This is a genomic window from Tepidiphilus sp. HLB4 (genome assembly GCF_054823945.1).
This window is the reverse complement of the sequence record NZ_JSYB01000010.1, coordinates 1-13966: the sequence shown is the minus strand read 5'-3', so window position 1 is coordinate 13966 and position 13966 is coordinate 1. Positions and strand designations below refer to the sequence as shown.

17 protein-coding genes are annotated in these 13966 nt (G+C 64.2%); 5 read left to right on the top strand and 12 right to left on the bottom strand.

The window, feature by feature from the left end; all coding sequences use genetic code 11:
• Positions 1-7: 7 nt before the first annotated feature.
• Together modB and modC are read left to right on the top strand one after the other, a co-directional pair.
• Positions 8-685: a molybdate ABC transporter permease subunit gene (gene modB / locus OA56_RS02750; RefSeq protein WP_461583336.1), complete on the top strand. Its 678-nt coding sequence runs from the start codon at positions 8-10 to the stop codon at positions 683-685.
• The gene (gene modC, locus OA56_RS02745; RefSeq protein ID WP_461583335.1) at positions 654-1754 is read left to right on the top strand and encodes a molybdenum ABC transporter ATP-binding protein; all 1101 of its coding nucleotides are present in this window, start codon (positions 654-656) and stop codon (positions 1752-1754) included. Before modB ends, modC begins: the two co-directional genes overlap by 32 nt.
• A gap of 4 nt (positions 1755-1758) precedes the next feature.
• On the opposite strand, the gene OA56_RS02740 is transcribed toward modC, so the two are convergent.
• The 10 genes from OA56_RS02740 to cydP all read right to left on the bottom strand — a co-directional run bounded on the left by OA56_RS02740 (position 1759) and on the right by cydP (position 9301).
• On the bottom strand, positions 1759-2730 hold the full coding sequence (locus tag OA56_RS02740; RefSeq protein WP_461583334.1) for an SLAC1 anion channel family protein: 972 nt from the start codon (positions 2728-2730) through the stop codon (positions 1759-1761).
• A gap of 84 nt (positions 2731-2814) precedes the next feature.
• On the bottom strand, positions 2815-3207 hold the full coding sequence (locus OA56_RS02735; protein ID WP_461583333.1) for a DUF6858 family protein: 393 nt from the start codon (positions 3205-3207) through the stop codon (positions 2815-2817).
• A 12-nt stretch (positions 3208-3219) separates the two neighbouring features.
• Positions 3220-3852: a cytochrome b/b6 domain-containing protein gene (locus tag OA56_RS02730; RefSeq protein WP_461583332.1), complete on the bottom strand. Its 633-nt coding sequence runs from the start codon at positions 3850-3852 to the stop codon at positions 3220-3222.
• Positions 3849-5510 (bottom strand): tetrathionate reductase family octaheme c-type cytochrome, encoded by a 1662-nt coding sequence (locus OA56_RS02725; RefSeq protein WP_461583331.1) that lies wholly within the window; start codon positions 5508-5510, stop codon positions 3849-3851. The genes OA56_RS02730 and OA56_RS02725 overlap by 4 nt, the downstream gene beginning before the upstream one ends.
• Positions 5507-5839: a NifB/NifX family molybdenum-iron cluster-binding protein gene (locus OA56_RS02720; protein WP_461583330.1), complete on the bottom strand. Its 333-nt coding sequence runs from the start codon at positions 5837-5839 to the stop codon at positions 5507-5509. The genes OA56_RS02725 and OA56_RS02720 overlap by 4 nt, the downstream gene beginning before the upstream one ends.
• Before the next feature lie 22 nt (positions 5840-5861).
• Entirely contained in the window at positions 5862-6170 is a 309-nt protein-coding gene (locus OA56_RS02715; RefSeq protein ID WP_461583329.1) for a cyd operon YbgE family protein, read from the bottom strand.
• Positions 6154-6288 (bottom strand): cytochrome bd-I oxidase subunit CydX, encoded by a 135-nt coding sequence (cydX, locus tag OA56_RS02710; RefSeq protein ID WP_055422995.1) that lies wholly within the window; start codon positions 6286-6288, stop codon positions 6154-6156. The genes OA56_RS02715 and cydX overlap by 17 nt, the downstream gene beginning before the upstream one ends.
• A gap of 60 nt (positions 6289-6348) precedes the next feature.
• Positions 6349-7485: a cytochrome d ubiquinol oxidase subunit II gene (cydB, locus tag OA56_RS02705; RefSeq protein ID WP_461583328.1), complete on the bottom strand. Its 1137-nt coding sequence runs from the start codon at positions 7483-7485 to the stop codon at positions 6349-6351.
• A gap of 24 nt (positions 7486-7509) precedes the next feature.
• Entirely contained in the window at positions 7510-9075 is a 1566-nt protein-coding gene (locus OA56_RS02700) for a cytochrome ubiquinol oxidase subunit I (RefSeq protein WP_461583327.1), read from the bottom strand.
• 1 nt (position 9076) lies between these two features.
• Positions 9077-9301: a cytochrome oxidase putative small subunit CydP gene (cydP, locus tag OA56_RS02695; RefSeq protein WP_055422998.1), complete on the bottom strand. Its 225-nt coding sequence runs from the start codon at positions 9299-9301 to the stop codon at positions 9077-9079.
• A gap of 278 nt (positions 9302-9579) precedes the next feature.
• Here cydP and OA56_RS02690 point away from each other — a divergent pair, with 278 nt between their 5' ends.
• A complete protein-coding gene (locus OA56_RS02690; protein ID WP_461583326.1) occupies positions 9580-10875 on the top strand; it encodes a sigma-54 interaction domain-containing protein in 1296 nt (431 codons plus the stop codon).
• Positions 10876-10984: 109 nt separating this feature from the next.
• Here the strand turns inward: OA56_RS02690 and OA56_RS02685 are convergent, their stop codons facing one another.
• Both OA56_RS02685 and OA56_RS02680 read right to left on the bottom strand, forming a co-directional pair.
• Complete coding sequence (locus tag OA56_RS02685) at positions 10985-11404, bottom strand: putative toxin-antitoxin system toxin component, PIN family (protein WP_055422999.1); 420 nt, start codon at positions 11402-11404, stop codon at positions 10985-10987.
• Positions 11404-11643 carry a ribbon-helix-helix domain-containing protein gene (locus OA56_RS02680; RefSeq protein ID WP_055423000.1) on the bottom strand — a complete coding sequence of 80 codons (240 nt, stop codon included), beginning with the start codon at positions 11641-11643 and terminating at the stop codon, positions 11404-11406. The genes OA56_RS02685 and OA56_RS02680 overlap by 1 nt, the downstream gene beginning before the upstream one ends.
• A gap of 54 nt (positions 11644-11697) precedes the next feature.
• On the opposite strand from OA56_RS02680, the gene OA56_RS02675 reads away from it, so the two are divergent.
• Together OA56_RS02675 and OA56_RS02670 are read left to right on the top strand one after the other, a co-directional pair.
• Positions 11698-11868, top strand: a complete 171-nt coding sequence (locus OA56_RS02675; protein WP_461583350.1) for a helix-turn-helix domain-containing protein — start codon at positions 11698-11700, stop codon at positions 11866-11868.
• A gap of 117 nt (positions 11869-11985) precedes the next feature.
• Positions 11986-13938, top strand: a complete 1953-nt coding sequence (locus OA56_RS02670; protein ID WP_461583325.1) for an LTA synthase family protein — start codon at positions 11986-11988, stop codon at positions 13936-13938.
• The last annotated feature ends 28 nt before the right edge of the window (positions 13939-13966 follow it).

Sequence of the window (13966 nt, the reverse complement as noted above, 5' to 3'; positions counted from 1 at the left end):
GCGCCGGATGACGCTCACCGCCGAGGACTGGCAGGCGATCCGCCTGACCCTGGCGCTGGCCGCGACGACGACGGCGCTGCTCCTCGCGCTCGCCACGCCGCTCGCGTGGTGGCTCGCCCGCACCCGCTCCCCCTGGAAAGGGCCGGTCGCGGCGCTCGTCGCGCTGCCGCTCGTACTCCCGCCCACGGTGCTGGGCTTCTACCTGCTCATTCTTCTCGGTCCGGTCGGACCCGTGGGCAAGCTGACCCAGGCGCTCGGGCTGGGCATCCTGCCGTTTACCTTCTCCGGCCTCGTCGTCGCCTCGGTGCTGGCCTCCCTGCCGTTCGCGGTGCAGCCCTTGCAGCAGGCGTTCACCGCGCTGGGGGAAGCGCCGCTCGAAGCAGCGGCCACCCTGCGTGCCGGTCCGTGGGACTGCTTCATCCACGTCGTGCTGCCGCTCGCGCGCTCTGGCTTTCTCACGGCAGCGGTACTGAGCTTCGCCCACACGATCGGCGAATTCGGCGTAGTCCTGATGATGGGAGGGAACATTCCTGGCCGCACGAAAGTGGTCTCGGTGCAGATCTACGATCACGTGCAAGCCTTCGCCTATGAGCAGGCGCACGCCCTCTCCGCCGTGATGCTCGGCCTGAGCTTCGCGGTCCTGCTGGTGCTCTATGGACGCGGCAAATCCACCCCCGGGCGCTAACGCGCGCATCGAGGCGCGCTTTCGCTTCGCCTATCCCGGTTTCACCCTGGAGGTGGAGCTCGACCTTCCGGGGCGCGGCGTCACCGCCCTCTTCGGTCCTTCGGGCTCCGGCAAGACCAGCCTGCTGCGCGCCCTCGCCGGGCTCGACCGGCATCGCGAGGGCTACGTGCGCGTCAATGGCGCGCTGTGGCAGGACGAGATCCGTTTCGTCCCGCCCCATCGCCGGGCCATCGGCTACGTGTTCCAGGAAGCCAACCTCTTCGCGCACCTCGACGTGGCCGCCAACCTGCGTTTCGGCTGGCAGCGCATCCCGCCGAGCGAACGGCGCATCGCCTTCGAGGAGGCGGTGGATCTGCTCGGTCTCGCCCCCCTGCTCACCCGCCTGCCGGCGCGCCTCTCGGGCGGCGAGCGCCAGCGCGTGGCCATCGCCCGGGCGCTCCTCACCTCGCCGCGGCTGCTGCTCTTGGACGAACCGCTCGCCTCTCTCGACCGGGAGCGCAAAGCGGAGATCCTGCCCTACCTCGCGCAAGTAAAGCGAACCCTCGACATTCCCATGCTCTATGTCTCGCACGCCCCCGAAGAGGTCGGCCGGCTCGCCGACCACCTCGTCCTGCTCGAAGGCGGGCGCGTGCGCGTGAGCGGCCCCTTGCAGGAGACGCTGGCGCGGCTCGATCTGCCTTTGGCCTGTGACGAAGACGCCGCCGTAGTGATCGAAGGGGCGGTCGTCGACCATGACGCGACCTATGCCTTGCTGACGGTGGAATTCGAAGGAGGCACGCTGCTCGTACCGCACCGCCAGGAGCCGCCGGGCACGAAAATTCGGCTGCAAGTACGCGCCCGCGACGTCAGCCTGGCGCTCACCGAGCACGCGGACAGTTCCCTCCTCAACCGCCTCCCCGCCGTGGTGCAGGAAGTGCGGGCACTGGACGCCGCCCATGCCCTGGTCCGGTTACAGGTGGGCCCAACCCCCTTGCTTGCCCGCATCACACGGCGCTCGGCCGAAGCGCTCGGCGTGCGCCCCGGTACGCGCCTGTGGGCCCAGATCAAGGCGGTGGCAGTGCTCAGCTGAGCGCTCAATGCCCCTCGACGCAGATCTCGCGCCGCGCCACCGCAATGGCGGTGCGCACCAGCAGCAGCACGATGAGCAGGGTCAGGACCGCCAGCAGTACGACCCCCAGCACGCGGTAGCAGCCCAAGCCCGTCTCCTTGGCCATGATCAGGGTTGCGATGGTGAGCGCCGCGAGCGGAAAGGAATACGCCCACCACGACAGGAAGAACTTCAGCCGCACGAAGTAATTCGCCTGCACCGCAAGCAGCAGCGCGAAAAAGAGTGCCACGCCGTAGAGCACGTGCGCGAAGGCGTCGACCTGTCCACCCAGGTTGTACCAGGAGATGAACCCCACCGCCGGCGGCGCGATAAAGATGAACAGCGTCGGCACAAAGCGCTCGGGCAGGCTGGTATGAAAGATGAGACGGTAGAAGAGGATCGCCGTGAGCACCGGCCAGAAAAAGAGGCCGACGCTGTAGAAGAACCACGACACTTCGGCCGGCGCGTGGTGCAACCCGGCGATCGGCACGAGGATGTTCCCCACCACGGGGATGAACCACGCCGGGTTCATGTGCGTGATTTCGTATTTCGTGTGATGCATCCACGACGACATCACATAGAGCGTGAGTGCCAGGTGCAGCACGGTGCCGATGCTCCACAACCAGAAGGAGAGGCGCGGCGCATCGTGCAGCAGCGCGATCGACAGCAGGATCATGCCGATCGAGATCGTCGGGCCGAACGCCTGCTTGACCGGGTGGGTGAACTCCTCGCGCACCGCGCCGGGATATTTCACCGCCTTGGCCGCATACAGCACCGCCACCAAGAAGAACAAGCCCAAGGCGACCCAACGCAGCACGCAGCTGGGGGCGAAACCAACGTCGTAGACCGTCTCGGCCCGCATCCAGGCGATGGCAAATCCCGTGAAGCCCATGATCATGGAGAACCATGCCACGGGGAAGTTCTTGATCCGGGAAGAAGGAAGGGTAGCGTCGTTCATTGCCTGACCTCGCACGTCAAAGCGCCCCCCCAGGGCGCTCTGGCTTGTAGTTTTTTTACTCCGATGAGCGTATCCGCACCGCCTTCAAGCAGCAGTGCGCAGCCCCCGCACCCAGGCCTCCATCGCTTCGTTGGCCGGCGGCATCGGTGCCTCCATGAAGCTGAGCACGAACTTGTCGCCGAGATCGGCCACGCCGATCGAACGAGGCCGCACCGCCAAGACCAAGGGATTGGGCAAAGCCAGCCCGAAGCAGAATAGCACATCGACGGCGGCCTGCATCCCCGGCATGATCTCGCCGCCGATTCTCCGGGTATGCGCCAGGTGATCGAACACGCCAAGGAACTGCACCTTTGGATTCTCGGCGATTTTCTCCTTCAGGTAAGCGACGATCTCATCGACGTTACGATAATTCGTCTCCTTCTTGTCGAGCTCGAGCACGAAAACGGGATATTTTTCCTGCAACAGCATCTGTTTCATCGGGGGCTCCTTTCAGGGTTGAGGGGAATTCGCTGCCGGGGAGGAAGCATCGTCGATCTCTTCCCAGCCGGTGATCATGGCCTTGATGTAGGTGAGCGGCGTGCGGCCGGTGGTGGCGAGATAGACGTGGGCGATGAAGAAGACGAGCATCATGAAGGCACCGGCGGTGTGCGCGATCGCCACCCACGACAGGGGAAGCGCACCGAGCCAGGCCGAATCACGCCAGTAGGGATAGTAGAGGTAGAGCAGTCCGGAGATCCAGATCAAGGGATTGATCAGCAGCTTGAGCAGCAAGTAGGCCAATCGCTGCAAGGGGTTGTGCTTGCGCTGCGGGGTCGGATGATAGGGGTGAGGCGCCCCCTTGAAGATGTCAAAAGCATAGTAGCGCGCTATCAGGACAATACGCTCCAAGGTCGGAATGTATTGCCGCCATTCACCGGTAGTGAAATGCCAGAAAATGGCGAAGATCCACAACGTGACCAAGGTCCACGCGAGCCAGCCGTGGAAGCGCACCGCCGCCTCGAAGCCGAACAGGGAATACACGCCATGGATCTCGAATCCGGTCAGCATGAGCGAAACGATGAGTACGGCTTGCGACCAGTGCCAGAAACGCTCGAAACGTTTGAAGAGATAGACGCGGTTCATTTCGCCTTCCTTTTTTTCCGCACGGCAAAGCGCAGCGCAGCATGCCCCAGTACGCCGACGAAGGTAAATCCCGCCAAGCCGAAGCCGATGCGCTCCAACAGGGGATGGCGATCTTGCCCTGGCAACCAAACCCCCGGCACGCCGCCAAGGCGCCCTCCCTCTTTGTGGCAATCGGCGCAGGCGAGCGCTTTTTCCTTGGGCGCGACCATGTGCGTGATCGGCCACAGCATCTCGGTGCGCACGAACCCGAAGGAACCGCTATAGGGCGGCCCTCCCCCCTCGGCGCCGGCGCGCAAGGCTTTCTCCCAATCGAAGTTGTACCAGTACGCGGTTTCGTCGGGAATCGCCAGATGCGGAATCAAGAGGGTTTGATTGACCTTGTCGTAAGGCTGATTGCCGTGGAACACCTTGACTGGCCAGATGCGCGAATCCCGCGCGCCAGGGGTGCCGTGATAGACGTTGATCGGCACGGGCTTGCTTGGATCGATGCGATCATGGGGCAGCGTATAGCTCACGGTACCGTCGAACCAACGGTATTCGGGAATGACGTTCTCACCGAGCACGAAGTCGCCCTTGCGGCTGTCGTAAATGACGTGTCCGGACGCATCGGTGCGCACGATGGGTTTACCCTTCTCGTCGAGCTGCCCGGCAGTCGAATAATCCCACTGCATTTTCGTCGGCACGCCGCCGCGCGCAAACGCCGGAATGTGGCAGGTCTGGCAGGCGAGGGTACGGGTGTGCGCATTGAGCTGATCGGCCTTGCTCACCGCTCCGAGCAAGCCACCGGTGTCGCCGGGGTGGGGCTCGTCGCCATGGCAGGACTGGCAGGTTGCCGGATTGCGCCCTTCTTCCTTGCCGCGCATCCGCGGCGGGTGCGCATCGGCCGCCGTCATCGCAACGCGGCTGCCCGGCACCACGTGCTGCCGCGTCTCGTGGCAGGTGGCACAGGTGAAATTGAGCCCGTCCTTGGCCATATGGACGTCGAGCTCGCGCGAAGGCGCATTGAGCGAAGAGTCGAGATCACCGTGCTTGACCCCGTCGGCCCCGCCGCCGTAGTAGTGGCACGATCCGCAATTGTCGCGCTTGGGTTCTCCGACCTGCTTGGCCACGAAAGCCAGATCGACGGGTTCGAAAAATTTTCCCGAACCCGGCGGATATTCGGTACGCTCATAAGCGGGGTGTCCGGCCAGCCCCAGCGGCTTTTTGTACGTGCCGGTCGTGTCGTGACACACCAGGCAATCCACGTTTTTCTCGGAGGAGAAATCGAACGAAGCGTCCTTCCAGCCATACCCCGCATGGCAGGACGTGCAGAACGCCTCGTTGGAAGCGATGCCGATGCAAAAGCCGTTGACCATGTTTTTCTTGCCGAGGCGCTGGCCGGTCTGCGGATGGGCATAGTCCCAGGTCCAATGGCGCGTGGCCATCACCTGTTTGGCCGCCTCGGTATGGCATTGCAAGCAGGCCTGGGTCACCTCCTCGCCGCTTTTGAAAGGCCCCTGCAGCTCGGCGAAACGGCTGTGATCGGCGGTCGAGAAGGATCGCCCGGCAGGCGGCGTGGCCGCGGCCGCGAGACCCGAACCCAGCAGCGCCAGCGTGCCAAACAGCACGGCAACCCCCTTGCGCCGCCGCGCCCCTTTCCCTGCGTGCGCGCGGCTCATCGACTCTCCCCTGCGCTCGCTCGGCCCGCGAGCCAAGCGGACACGGCTTCATCGGGATCATCGAGCCGGGTCAGGATGACTTCGATTCCATGGCGGGCCAGCCGCTCACGCATTCCCATGCCGGCCCCCTGGGTGATCAAGGCGCTGATTCCGCGAAGCGGATCCGGCACCTTACCCTCCAGCGCATGCAAGGTCTGCTCGAGCGGCAGTTCGCACAGCGTCTTTTCGCGAATCACGCCGCCGTCGACGTCATAGATCCAGAACTTGCGGCACTTCCCCGCATGACCCGTGACGGTCTTGCGGTTCTGGCTGGTTACAGCCACCTTCATTTTTGTCTCCCTACCCTTCTTTTTATCCCGCAAAGCGCCACGCCAGCGCCGCGGCAAGCGCCGCGAACGCCGCCCAGCCAGAGAAGAGCCACCGCCACAACCAGAAACGCGGGATGAAGCCCACCCCGCGCACGAAACCGGCCGCCATCGCCCAGAACCACAGCATGGCCAGACCATGGTTCGCCTTCCCGGAAGCCTCGGCCAGCCAATCGGGGCGGAAACTGCCCACCAGCATCAAGACGATTCCCAGCCCTAACGCCAGCGGCTGGACCGAGGCCGATCGACCCGGCTCTTCGGCACCCTGCTCTTGCGCCTCAACTGGGGCTTGCATCGCCTTGTCCCCGGCCTTGCCGCGCCCTCGCCTCTTCCTGCGCTTCCCACCACAGGCCGACGACGATGGCCAAGAGGATGGCAAAGCCCACGCCCAACGCCCAAGCAAAATACCACATATGAATCTCCTTCGGATCCGGGACGGCGAAGCGGGATGCGTCGCCGCGGGTTGTGTCCGTTCAGTACGCCTGCTTCTCGTTTTCCAGGATGTAGGCCTTGGTCACCTTGCCGGCCATCACCTTGTACGCCCAGCTTGTATAGACGATGATGAGCGGCATGAAGATGAGGGTGGCCCAGAACATCACCGTGAGCGTGAGGTGGCTCGAAACCGAATCCCACACCGTGAGCGAAGAGCGCAGGTCGGTGGAAGAAGGCATGACGAAGGGGAACATCGCCACCCCGGCCGTGCCGATGATGCCGGCGATCATCACGCTCGAAGCCCAGAAGGCAAAGAAGGTACGACCGGCTCGCACCGCCCACATCGCCGCGAGACCACCGAGGAAGGCGAGCGCCGGCACCGCCCACAAGAGCGGCTGATGCCGATAATTCGCCATCCAGGCCCCGGCCTCGCGCACCACTTCCTTGGCGAGCGGATTGGGCAAGCCGGCTGGATCGGCTCCGGCAGCGATCACGTAGCCAGGAATGGCCTGCACCCACAGCCCGGCGGCGGCAAAAGCCGCGAGCGCGATCACGCCGAAGAGAAGTGCTGCGTGCACCGAGCGCTGCTGGATCTCCCCTTCCGTGCGATGCGCCAGATAGACCGCGCCGTGAAAAGTGATCATGGCCGAGCTCACCACCCCGGCGAGCAACGCGAAGGGGTTGAGCAGGCCCCAGAAGGACCCTTCATAGTAGGGCACGAGGTTGGCGTCGAAATGGAACGGAACGCCTTGCAGCAGGTTGCCGAACGCCACGCCGAAGATGAGCGGCGGCACCGCCCCGCCCACGAACAGACCCCAGTCCCAGGTCTTGCGCCACGTGGCATTGTCGATCTTGCTGCGGTAGTCGAAGCCTACCGGACGGAAAAAGAGCGCCCACAGCACGGCGAGCATCGCCCAGTAAAAGCCCGAGAAGGCCGTGGCATAGACCAAGGGCCAGGCGGCAAAGATCGCCCCGCCGCCGGTGATGAACCACACCTGGTTGCCGTCCCAATGCGGGCCGACGGTGTTGATGATGACGCGCCGCTCGGTGTCGTCCTTGCCGACGAAAGGCAGCAGCGTCCCCACCCCCATGTCGTGCCCGTCCATCACGGCAAAGCCGACGAGCAGCACGCCGACGAGCAGCCACCAGATGACCTTCAGCGTTTCATAATCCAGCATGATCCTCTCCCGAGATAGGGGTTTTCAGGCAGACTGCAGCGCACCTTGACGTTCCCAGTAGTAGCGTCCGGTACCCAGCGAGGAAGGGCCCAGCCGACCGAAGCGGAACATCAGGTAGAGCTCGACGATGAGGAGCAGCGTGTAGAAGCCGACGAAACCGGCAAGCGACCCGTAGAGGCTCTGCACCGAAAGGGTGGAGACGGAGAGATGGGTGGGCAGCACTTCGGCGATCGTCCAGGGCTGCCGGCCGTATTCGGCGACGAACCAGCCCATCTCAGAAGCCACCCACGGCAGCGGCAGGAAGTACAGCGCCCAGCGCAGCAGCCAGCGTTTTTCGGCGAACGTGTCCTTGACGCTGTACCACAGCGCCACCGCGAAGAGGGCGATGAAGGAAAAGCCCAGCAGCACCATGAGGCGGAAGGTCCAGAAGAGGGGCTTCACCGGCGGTATCGTCGAGGCGGCGGCCTTGTCCATGATCTCGGGCGTGACCTGCATGATGTCCGCCACGTATTTGCGCGTCAGCAGCCCGAAACCGAGGTTTTCCTTGTGCGTTTCGAAGAGCGCCAGCGCCTGGGGGTCGGACGCGTCGCGGCGCAACACGTTGAGCGCCTTGACCGCCTCCACCCCGGATTCGACTCGTTCGCGGTTGCGCGCGATGATCTCCTTGATTCCGGGAAGGGGCGTGTCGAGCGAGCGGGTGCCGATGATGCCGAGCACCCACGGAATCTCGAGCTCCCAGGTATTGCGCTGATTGGCTTCGTCGATTCCCGCGAGGAGCTTCAGGCCAGCCGGCGCCGGCTCGGTCTCCCACATCGCCTCCAGGGCGGCGAGCTTGCTCTGCTGGGTTTCGGCCATGGTGTAGCCGGATTCGTCGCCGAGCACCACCACCGAGCAGGCCGAGGCGAAGCCGAAGGCGGCCGCCACGCGGAAGCTACGCTTGGCGAATTCGAGGTCCCGCCCTTTCAGGAGGTAATAGGCCGAGATCGAGAGCACGAACATCGCGCCGGTCACATAGCCGGCCGAGACGGTATGCACGAACTTGGCCTGCGCCACTGGATTGAAGATCACGTCCCAGAAACTCGTCATCTCCATGCGCATGGTCTGGAAGCTGAATTCCGAGCCCACGGGATTCTGCATCCAGCCATTGGCCACCAGGATCCACAGCGCCGACAGGTTGGTCCCCACGGCCATGAGCAGCGTCACCAGAAGGTGCTGGGGCCGTGATAGGCGATTCCAGCCGAAGAAGAAGAGCCCGATGAAGGTCGATTCGAGGAAGAAGGCCATCAGCCCCTCGATGGCGAGCGGCGCGCCGAAGATATCGCCCACGTAGTGCGAGTAATAGGCCCAGTTGGTGCCGAACTGGAATTCGAGCGTGATGCCGGTGGTGACGCCAAGGGCAAAGTTGATGCCGAAGAGCTTGCCCCAGAACTTCACCATGTCCTGGTAGACCTGCTTGCCGGTCATCACGTAGAGCGACTCCATGATCACCAGCATCCAGGTGAGCCCCAGGGTGAGCGGCACGAAGAGAAAGTGGTACATCGCCGTGGCGGCGAACTGCAGGCGCGAGAGATCGACGAGCGTTTCGTTCATGTTATGGCTCCTGCGAAACGGAAAGAACCGGAGAAGACGGCGAAGAAGAAGGCTTGGAAGCGACGGGAGGCGCCCCGGCGGCCTGGGCCTGCATCCGCTCCGCGCCCACCTCCACCCGTGCATCGCGAACGAAGACCCACCACAAGGCGGTGAGCAGGATCAGTTTGAGCAGCAGCACCACGACGATCTCGCGACGCAATCGCCGGGCAGCCGTTTTCGCTTGCATGGAAGAAGCCCTCCTCGCGTACACCCTCGCTCATAGTAATGAAGCCAATCGGGATCGTCAATTGATGATGGTCAAAAAATTTAAGCGATTCAAGGAATTACAAAAAATGAGACCGCGTCTTTTCTATGAGCAAATTATGTGCCAAAAACAGGTGAAAAAAATTTCTCCCGATGATCCAGCACCTTACCCCCTGGCGCTGCGCCATCCTCGGCGCCGACCCCCAAAATCCTGACAAAAATGGCAAAATAACGCAGAAATTTTTGCCAGGAATGTCAGTCATGCCGCTCCCCACCGAACTGCTCCAGCTGCTCGAAGCCTTACCGGAACCTCGCATCGTCGTCGATACCGCCTACCGCATCCTCGCTGCCAACTCGGCCTACCGTCGCGAGTTCGGCGAGAATCCCGAAGTAATCGGCCGGACCTGCTACGAGGTGTCACACCACTTCGACCGCCCCTGCGATCAGCAGGGTGAATCCTGTCCCCGGCAACAGGCATGGAAAAGCGGCCGCCCAAGCCGTGTGATCCATCGCCATCACACGCCACGCGGCGAGGAGTTCGTCGAGGTCGAGCTGCTCCCCCTGCGCGATGCGGCGGACAAAACAACGCTCTTCGTCGAGACGATGCGGTTTCTCGGCGGGAAGCACCTGCCGGCACCCGTGCTGGGCATGGTCGGCCGCTCGCCCTCCTTCCTGCAGATGCTGGAACTCCTCGAACGGGCCGGACCGTCGAATACCCCCGTGCTGCTGCTGGGCGAATCTGGCACGGGCAAGGAACTGGCCGCCCAGGCGCTGCACCGCCTTTCGCCGCGCCGCGACCGGCCCTTCGTGCCGCTGGACTGCTCCGGGCTGCCCGAGACGCTCTTCGAGTCCGAACTGTTCGGCCATGAGAAAGGAGCTTTCACTGGGGCCACCCAGCGCAAGGCCGGGCTGGTCGAGCTTGCCGACGGCGGAACCCTCTTTCTCGACGAGATCGGCGACCTGCCGCTCACGCAGCAGGTGAAGCTGCTGCGTCTGCTGGAGACGGGCACCTACCGGCGCGTGGGCGGGGTGGAGACGCTGCGCTCGGATTTCCGCCTGGTGGCCGCCACCCACCGCGACCTGCAGCGCATGGTGGAAGACGGCACGTTCCGCCGCGACCTCTACTATCGCATCAGCGCCTTTCCCGTGCGCCTGCCGCCCCTGCGCGAACGGCGCGAGGATCTGCCGCTGCTCGTGGCCCACCTGCTCGAGCGGCTCACCCCGCAGCGCAAGGTGCGCTTGAGCCCCGAGGCCATGGCCCGCCTGATGAAACACGATTTTCCCGGCAACGTGCGCGAGCTGCGCAATCTCCTCGAACGGGCGCTCCTGCTCGCAGACGGCGAGCTGATCGAGCCTCGACATCTCACCGGATTCGCCGACGGGCCATGCACCGAACCAGAACGCGCGAGCGAAGCGGAGATCCTCCCCCTGGACGAAGTCGAGCGGCGCTACCTGCGCCATGCGCTCGAGCAACTCGGCGGCGACAAGAAGGCGCTGGCCGCGCGCCTGGGCATCAGCGAGCGCACGCTCTACCGCAGGCTCAGGGGCCTGCTTTGACTCATGCGGTATGGACTCTTCCTTGGTCTACCGTCGTCTCGCCCACGTTTTGGGCGCATCGAAAACCCTATCTGTCAGGTATCCGCCACAGGCGCGACTCCACGGTGCGCTACAGCGCCTCGGCGCAGAAAGTCGTCGGCGTGACGATACGCGCGCGGCCAATGCTGCCGCGTTGCAACAGCCCGGCGCGGCGGTCGCCGGTTACCAGGTAGTCGGCTTCGCCGGCCAGGGCCATCGCCAGTAGGAAGGTGTCGTTCGGATCGTTTGCCTCGATGTCGTCCGGCAAGGCCAGAAGTACCTCCAGCACGAGGGCGCGCTGCATATTGTTGAGCATCGTGCCGATGCGGTGCGCAGGCAAGATGGTCTTGAGCTTCGGGTAGCGGCTCACACGCCGCAGTTCGTCGAGTTGCGCCCTCGAAGTCACCAGCTCGAAGCGCGCCGCACGCCAGGCGCGATAGATGGCGTCGGGCGGGCCGTGTGGAGAGATCAGCGCACCGAGCAACACGTTGGTGTCCAGGATGACCCGCATCAGTGTTCACGCGCCCACTGCACCGCCTCATCGATGAGATCGTTCAGCTCGGCCTCGCCCATGCCAGAGGCAGCCGTCTTGGCCTGCTCGACGGCGCGCTCCAGGAGATAGGCGCGCACGGCTTCCTCGATGAAGCGCGACAGATCGCCCTTGCGCCCGCCGCCTTGCGCGGCGAGGAACATGCGCACGGACTGATCCAGTTCCGGCGACACGGCGATGTTCCAACGCACGGTATTCATGATGCCCTCCACATCAGTGTTTGAGTATATAGGTGTTTATACACCTCAAAGGCAATCCCCGCAACTAGAACAAAGGGACACAGCCGAACAAAGGGACACCCACTTATCTCGGGTAGCGTAGCGTCGCACCACGCCGCCTTTCTCGAGCAGCTCGGCGGCGACAAGAAGACGATGGCCGCGCGCCTGGGCATCCGCGAGCGCACGCTCTACCGCAAGCTGGGCTGAGCCGTTTTCCTTGCCGGCAGGACGCTCGTTGACGTTTCCTTCACCTCGGCGTGACGCCCCCTTGACCGCCCTTTTTCTACACTCCGGCCCCAATTCTCTCGCCGGACACGAAGCCTCATGCCGCTTCCCCGTCACGCTCAGCCCCGTTTTCTCGCGCTCGTCCTCCTTGCCTGGCTGCTCGTCTTCTTCCTCACCCGCACGGCCCTGCTTCTGCTGCATCCGGGCGAGGCGGTGAGTACGCCGCTCGATGTGCTGCGCATCTACGGCGTCGGTCTGGCCTACGACCTCGCCTTCCTGGTCTACGCGGCCCTGCCGCTCGCCTTCTACCTCTTCGTGCTGTGTCCGAACCGACTGTGGGCCGCGCGGGCGCACCGCGCCTTCCTCTATGCGCTCACGGCCTCGAGCCTCTTTGCCATGCTCTTCGTGGCCACGGCCGAATACTTCTTCTGGGACGAATTCGGCGCGCGGTTCAACTTCATCGCCGTCGATTACCTCGTCTACACCACGGAAGTGATCGACAACATCCGCGAGTCCTACCCCGTGGGGCCGCTGATCGCGGGGCTTGCCGTGCTCGCGCTCGCGCTGACCTTCGCCCTGCGCCGGGTGATCGCCCGCACGCTGGAGTCCCCGCCCCTGTCGCTCAAGCCGGGCCTTGCCGCCTTCGCCGGGCTGGTCGTGCTCGCCGCCCTCGATGCGGGTTTCGTCGACCAGGATTTCCCCATGGGGCAGGAACAGAACACCTATCGGCGCGAGCTCTCCGGCAACGGGCCGTACCAGTTCTTCGCGGCCTTTCGCAACAACGAGATCGACTATCGCCGCTTCTACGCCACCCTGCCTGAAGCCGAGACGGGGCCGGTCTTGCGCCAAGCGCTCGCCGAGCCCAACGCGATCTTTCTCAGCCAGGATCCCCTCGACCCGCGCCGGCGCATCGTCAACGGCGGTCCAGAGCTGCGGCGCAACATCATTCTCGTGACAGTGGAGAGCCTCAGCGCCAAATTCCTCGGCAGCAACGGCGATCCGCGCGGACTCACTCCCAACCTCGACGCCCTGCGCCGCGAAAGCCTCTATTTCAACAACTTCTATGCCACCGGCACCCGCACCGACCGCGGCCTGGAGGCGGTTACCCTGTCGGTGCCGCCCACGCCGGGCCGCTCCATCGTCAAGCGCATCGGGCGCGAGAGCGGCTATGCCAGCCTCGGCCAGCAGCTCGTGGCCAAGGGTTACGACGCCGTCTTCGTCTATGGCGGGCGCGGCTATTTCGACAACATGAACGCTTTCTTCAGCGGCAACGGCTACCGCATCGTCGACCAGAGCAGCGTGCCCGAGTCCGAGATCCACTTCAAGAACGCCTGGGGCATGGCCGACGAAGACCTCTACGCCCAGGCGATGAAAGTGGCCGACCAGGACCATGCCAGTGGCAAACCTTTTTTCCTGCACATCATGACCACCTCGAACCACCGCCCCTATACCTATCCCGACGGACGCATCGACATCCCCTCGGGCAAGGGGCGCGACGGCGCGGTGAAATACACCGACTACGCCATCGGCAAATTCCTGGATGAAGCGCGCAGCAAACCCTGGTTCAAGGACACGATCTTCGTCTTCCTCGCCGATCACACCGCCGGCAGTGCAGGGCATGAAGATCTGCCGGTGGCGAACTACCACATCCCGCTCTTCATCTACGCGCCGGGCTTCATCACCCCGCGCGAGGTCTCGGCGCTGGCGAGCCAGATCGACCTCGCCCCCACCCTGCTCGGGTTGCTGCACATGGACTACGTCTCCACCTTCTACGGACGCGACGTGCTGCGCGACGAAACCCGGCCGGGGAGTGCCCTCATCGGCAACTACCAGCACCTGGGGCTTTTCGACGGCAAGGATCTGGCGATCCTCAGCCCGCGCAAGAAGATCCGCCTGCGCGAGAATGCCGCGGCGGATGAAGAGCACGAACGCCCTGCGACGCCGGAAGACCCCCTCGTGCGCCGCGCCATCGCCTACTACGAAGACGCGAGCCACGCCTTCCGTAACAGGCTGCTCGCCTGGCGAGCGCAAGACCTCACCGCCGCCAAGTAATCCGTATCTCTCCTTTTCCGGCCCCGGC

What these genes read in the sequence shown, in the direction of transcription:
- OA56_RS02740 (WP_461583334.1), bottom strand. Translation starts at nt 2,730, where the DNA reads ATGAACGACGCTACCCTTCCTTCTTCCCGGATCAAGAACTTCCCCGTG.
- cydP (WP_055422998.1), bottom strand. Translation starts at nt 9,301, where the DNA reads ATGCAAGCGAAAACGGCTGCCCGGCGATTGCGTCGCGAGATCGTCGTG.
- OA56_RS02735 (WP_461583333.1), bottom strand. Translation starts at nt 3,207, where the DNA reads ATGAAACAGATGCTGTTGCAGGAAAAATATCCCGTTTTCGTGCTCGAG.
- modB (WP_461583336.1), top strand. Translation starts at nt 8, where the DNA reads ATGACGCTCACCGCCGAGGACTGGCAGGCGATCCGCCTGACCCTGGCG.
- OA56_RS02700 (WP_461583327.1), bottom strand. Translation starts at nt 9,075, where the DNA reads ATGAACGAAACGCTCGTCGATCTCTCGCGCCTGCAGTTCGCCGCCACG.
- cydB (WP_461583328.1), bottom strand. Translation starts at nt 7,485, where the DNA reads ATGCTGGATTATGAAACGCTGAAGGTCATCTGGTGGCTGCTCGTCGGC.
- OA56_RS02670 (WP_461583325.1), top strand. Translation starts at nt 11,986, where the DNA reads ATGCCGCTTCCCCGTCACGCTCAGCCCCGTTTTCTCGCGCTCGTCCTC.
- OA56_RS02720 (WP_461583330.1), bottom strand. Translation starts at nt 5,839, where the DNA reads ATGAAGGTGGCTGTAACCAGCCAGAACCGCAAGACCGTCACGGGTCAT.
- OA56_RS02685 (WP_055422999.1), bottom strand. Translation starts at nt 11,404, where the DNA reads ATGCGGGTCATCCTGGACACCAACGTGTTGCTCGGTGCGCTGATCTCT.
- cydX (WP_055422995.1), bottom strand. Translation starts at nt 6,288, where the DNA reads ATGTGGTATTTTGCTTGGGCGTTGGGCGTGGGCTTTGCCATCCTCTTG.
- OA56_RS02730 (WP_461583332.1), bottom strand. Translation starts at nt 3,852, where the DNA reads ATGAACCGCGTCTATCTCTTCAAACGTTTCGAGCGTTTCTGGCACTGG.
- modC (WP_461583335.1), top strand. Translation starts at nt 654, where the DNA reads ATGGACGCGGCAAATCCACCCCCGGGCGCTAACGCGCGCATCGAGGCG.
- OA56_RS02680 (WP_055423000.1), bottom strand. Translation starts at nt 11,643, where the DNA reads ATGAATACCGTGCGTTGGAACATCGCCGTGTCGCCGGAACTGGATCAG.
- OA56_RS02690 (WP_461583326.1), top strand. Translation starts at nt 9,580, where the DNA reads ATGCCGCTCCCCACCGAACTGCTCCAGCTGCTCGAAGCCTTACCGGAA.
- OA56_RS02715 (WP_461583329.1), bottom strand. Translation starts at nt 6,170, where the DNA reads ATGCAAGCCCCAGTTGAGGCGCAAGAGCAGGGTGCCGAAGAGCCGGGT.
- OA56_RS02725 (WP_461583331.1), bottom strand. Translation starts at nt 5,510, where the DNA reads ATGAGCCGCGCGCACGCAGGGAAAGGGGCGCGGCGGCGCAAGGGGGTT.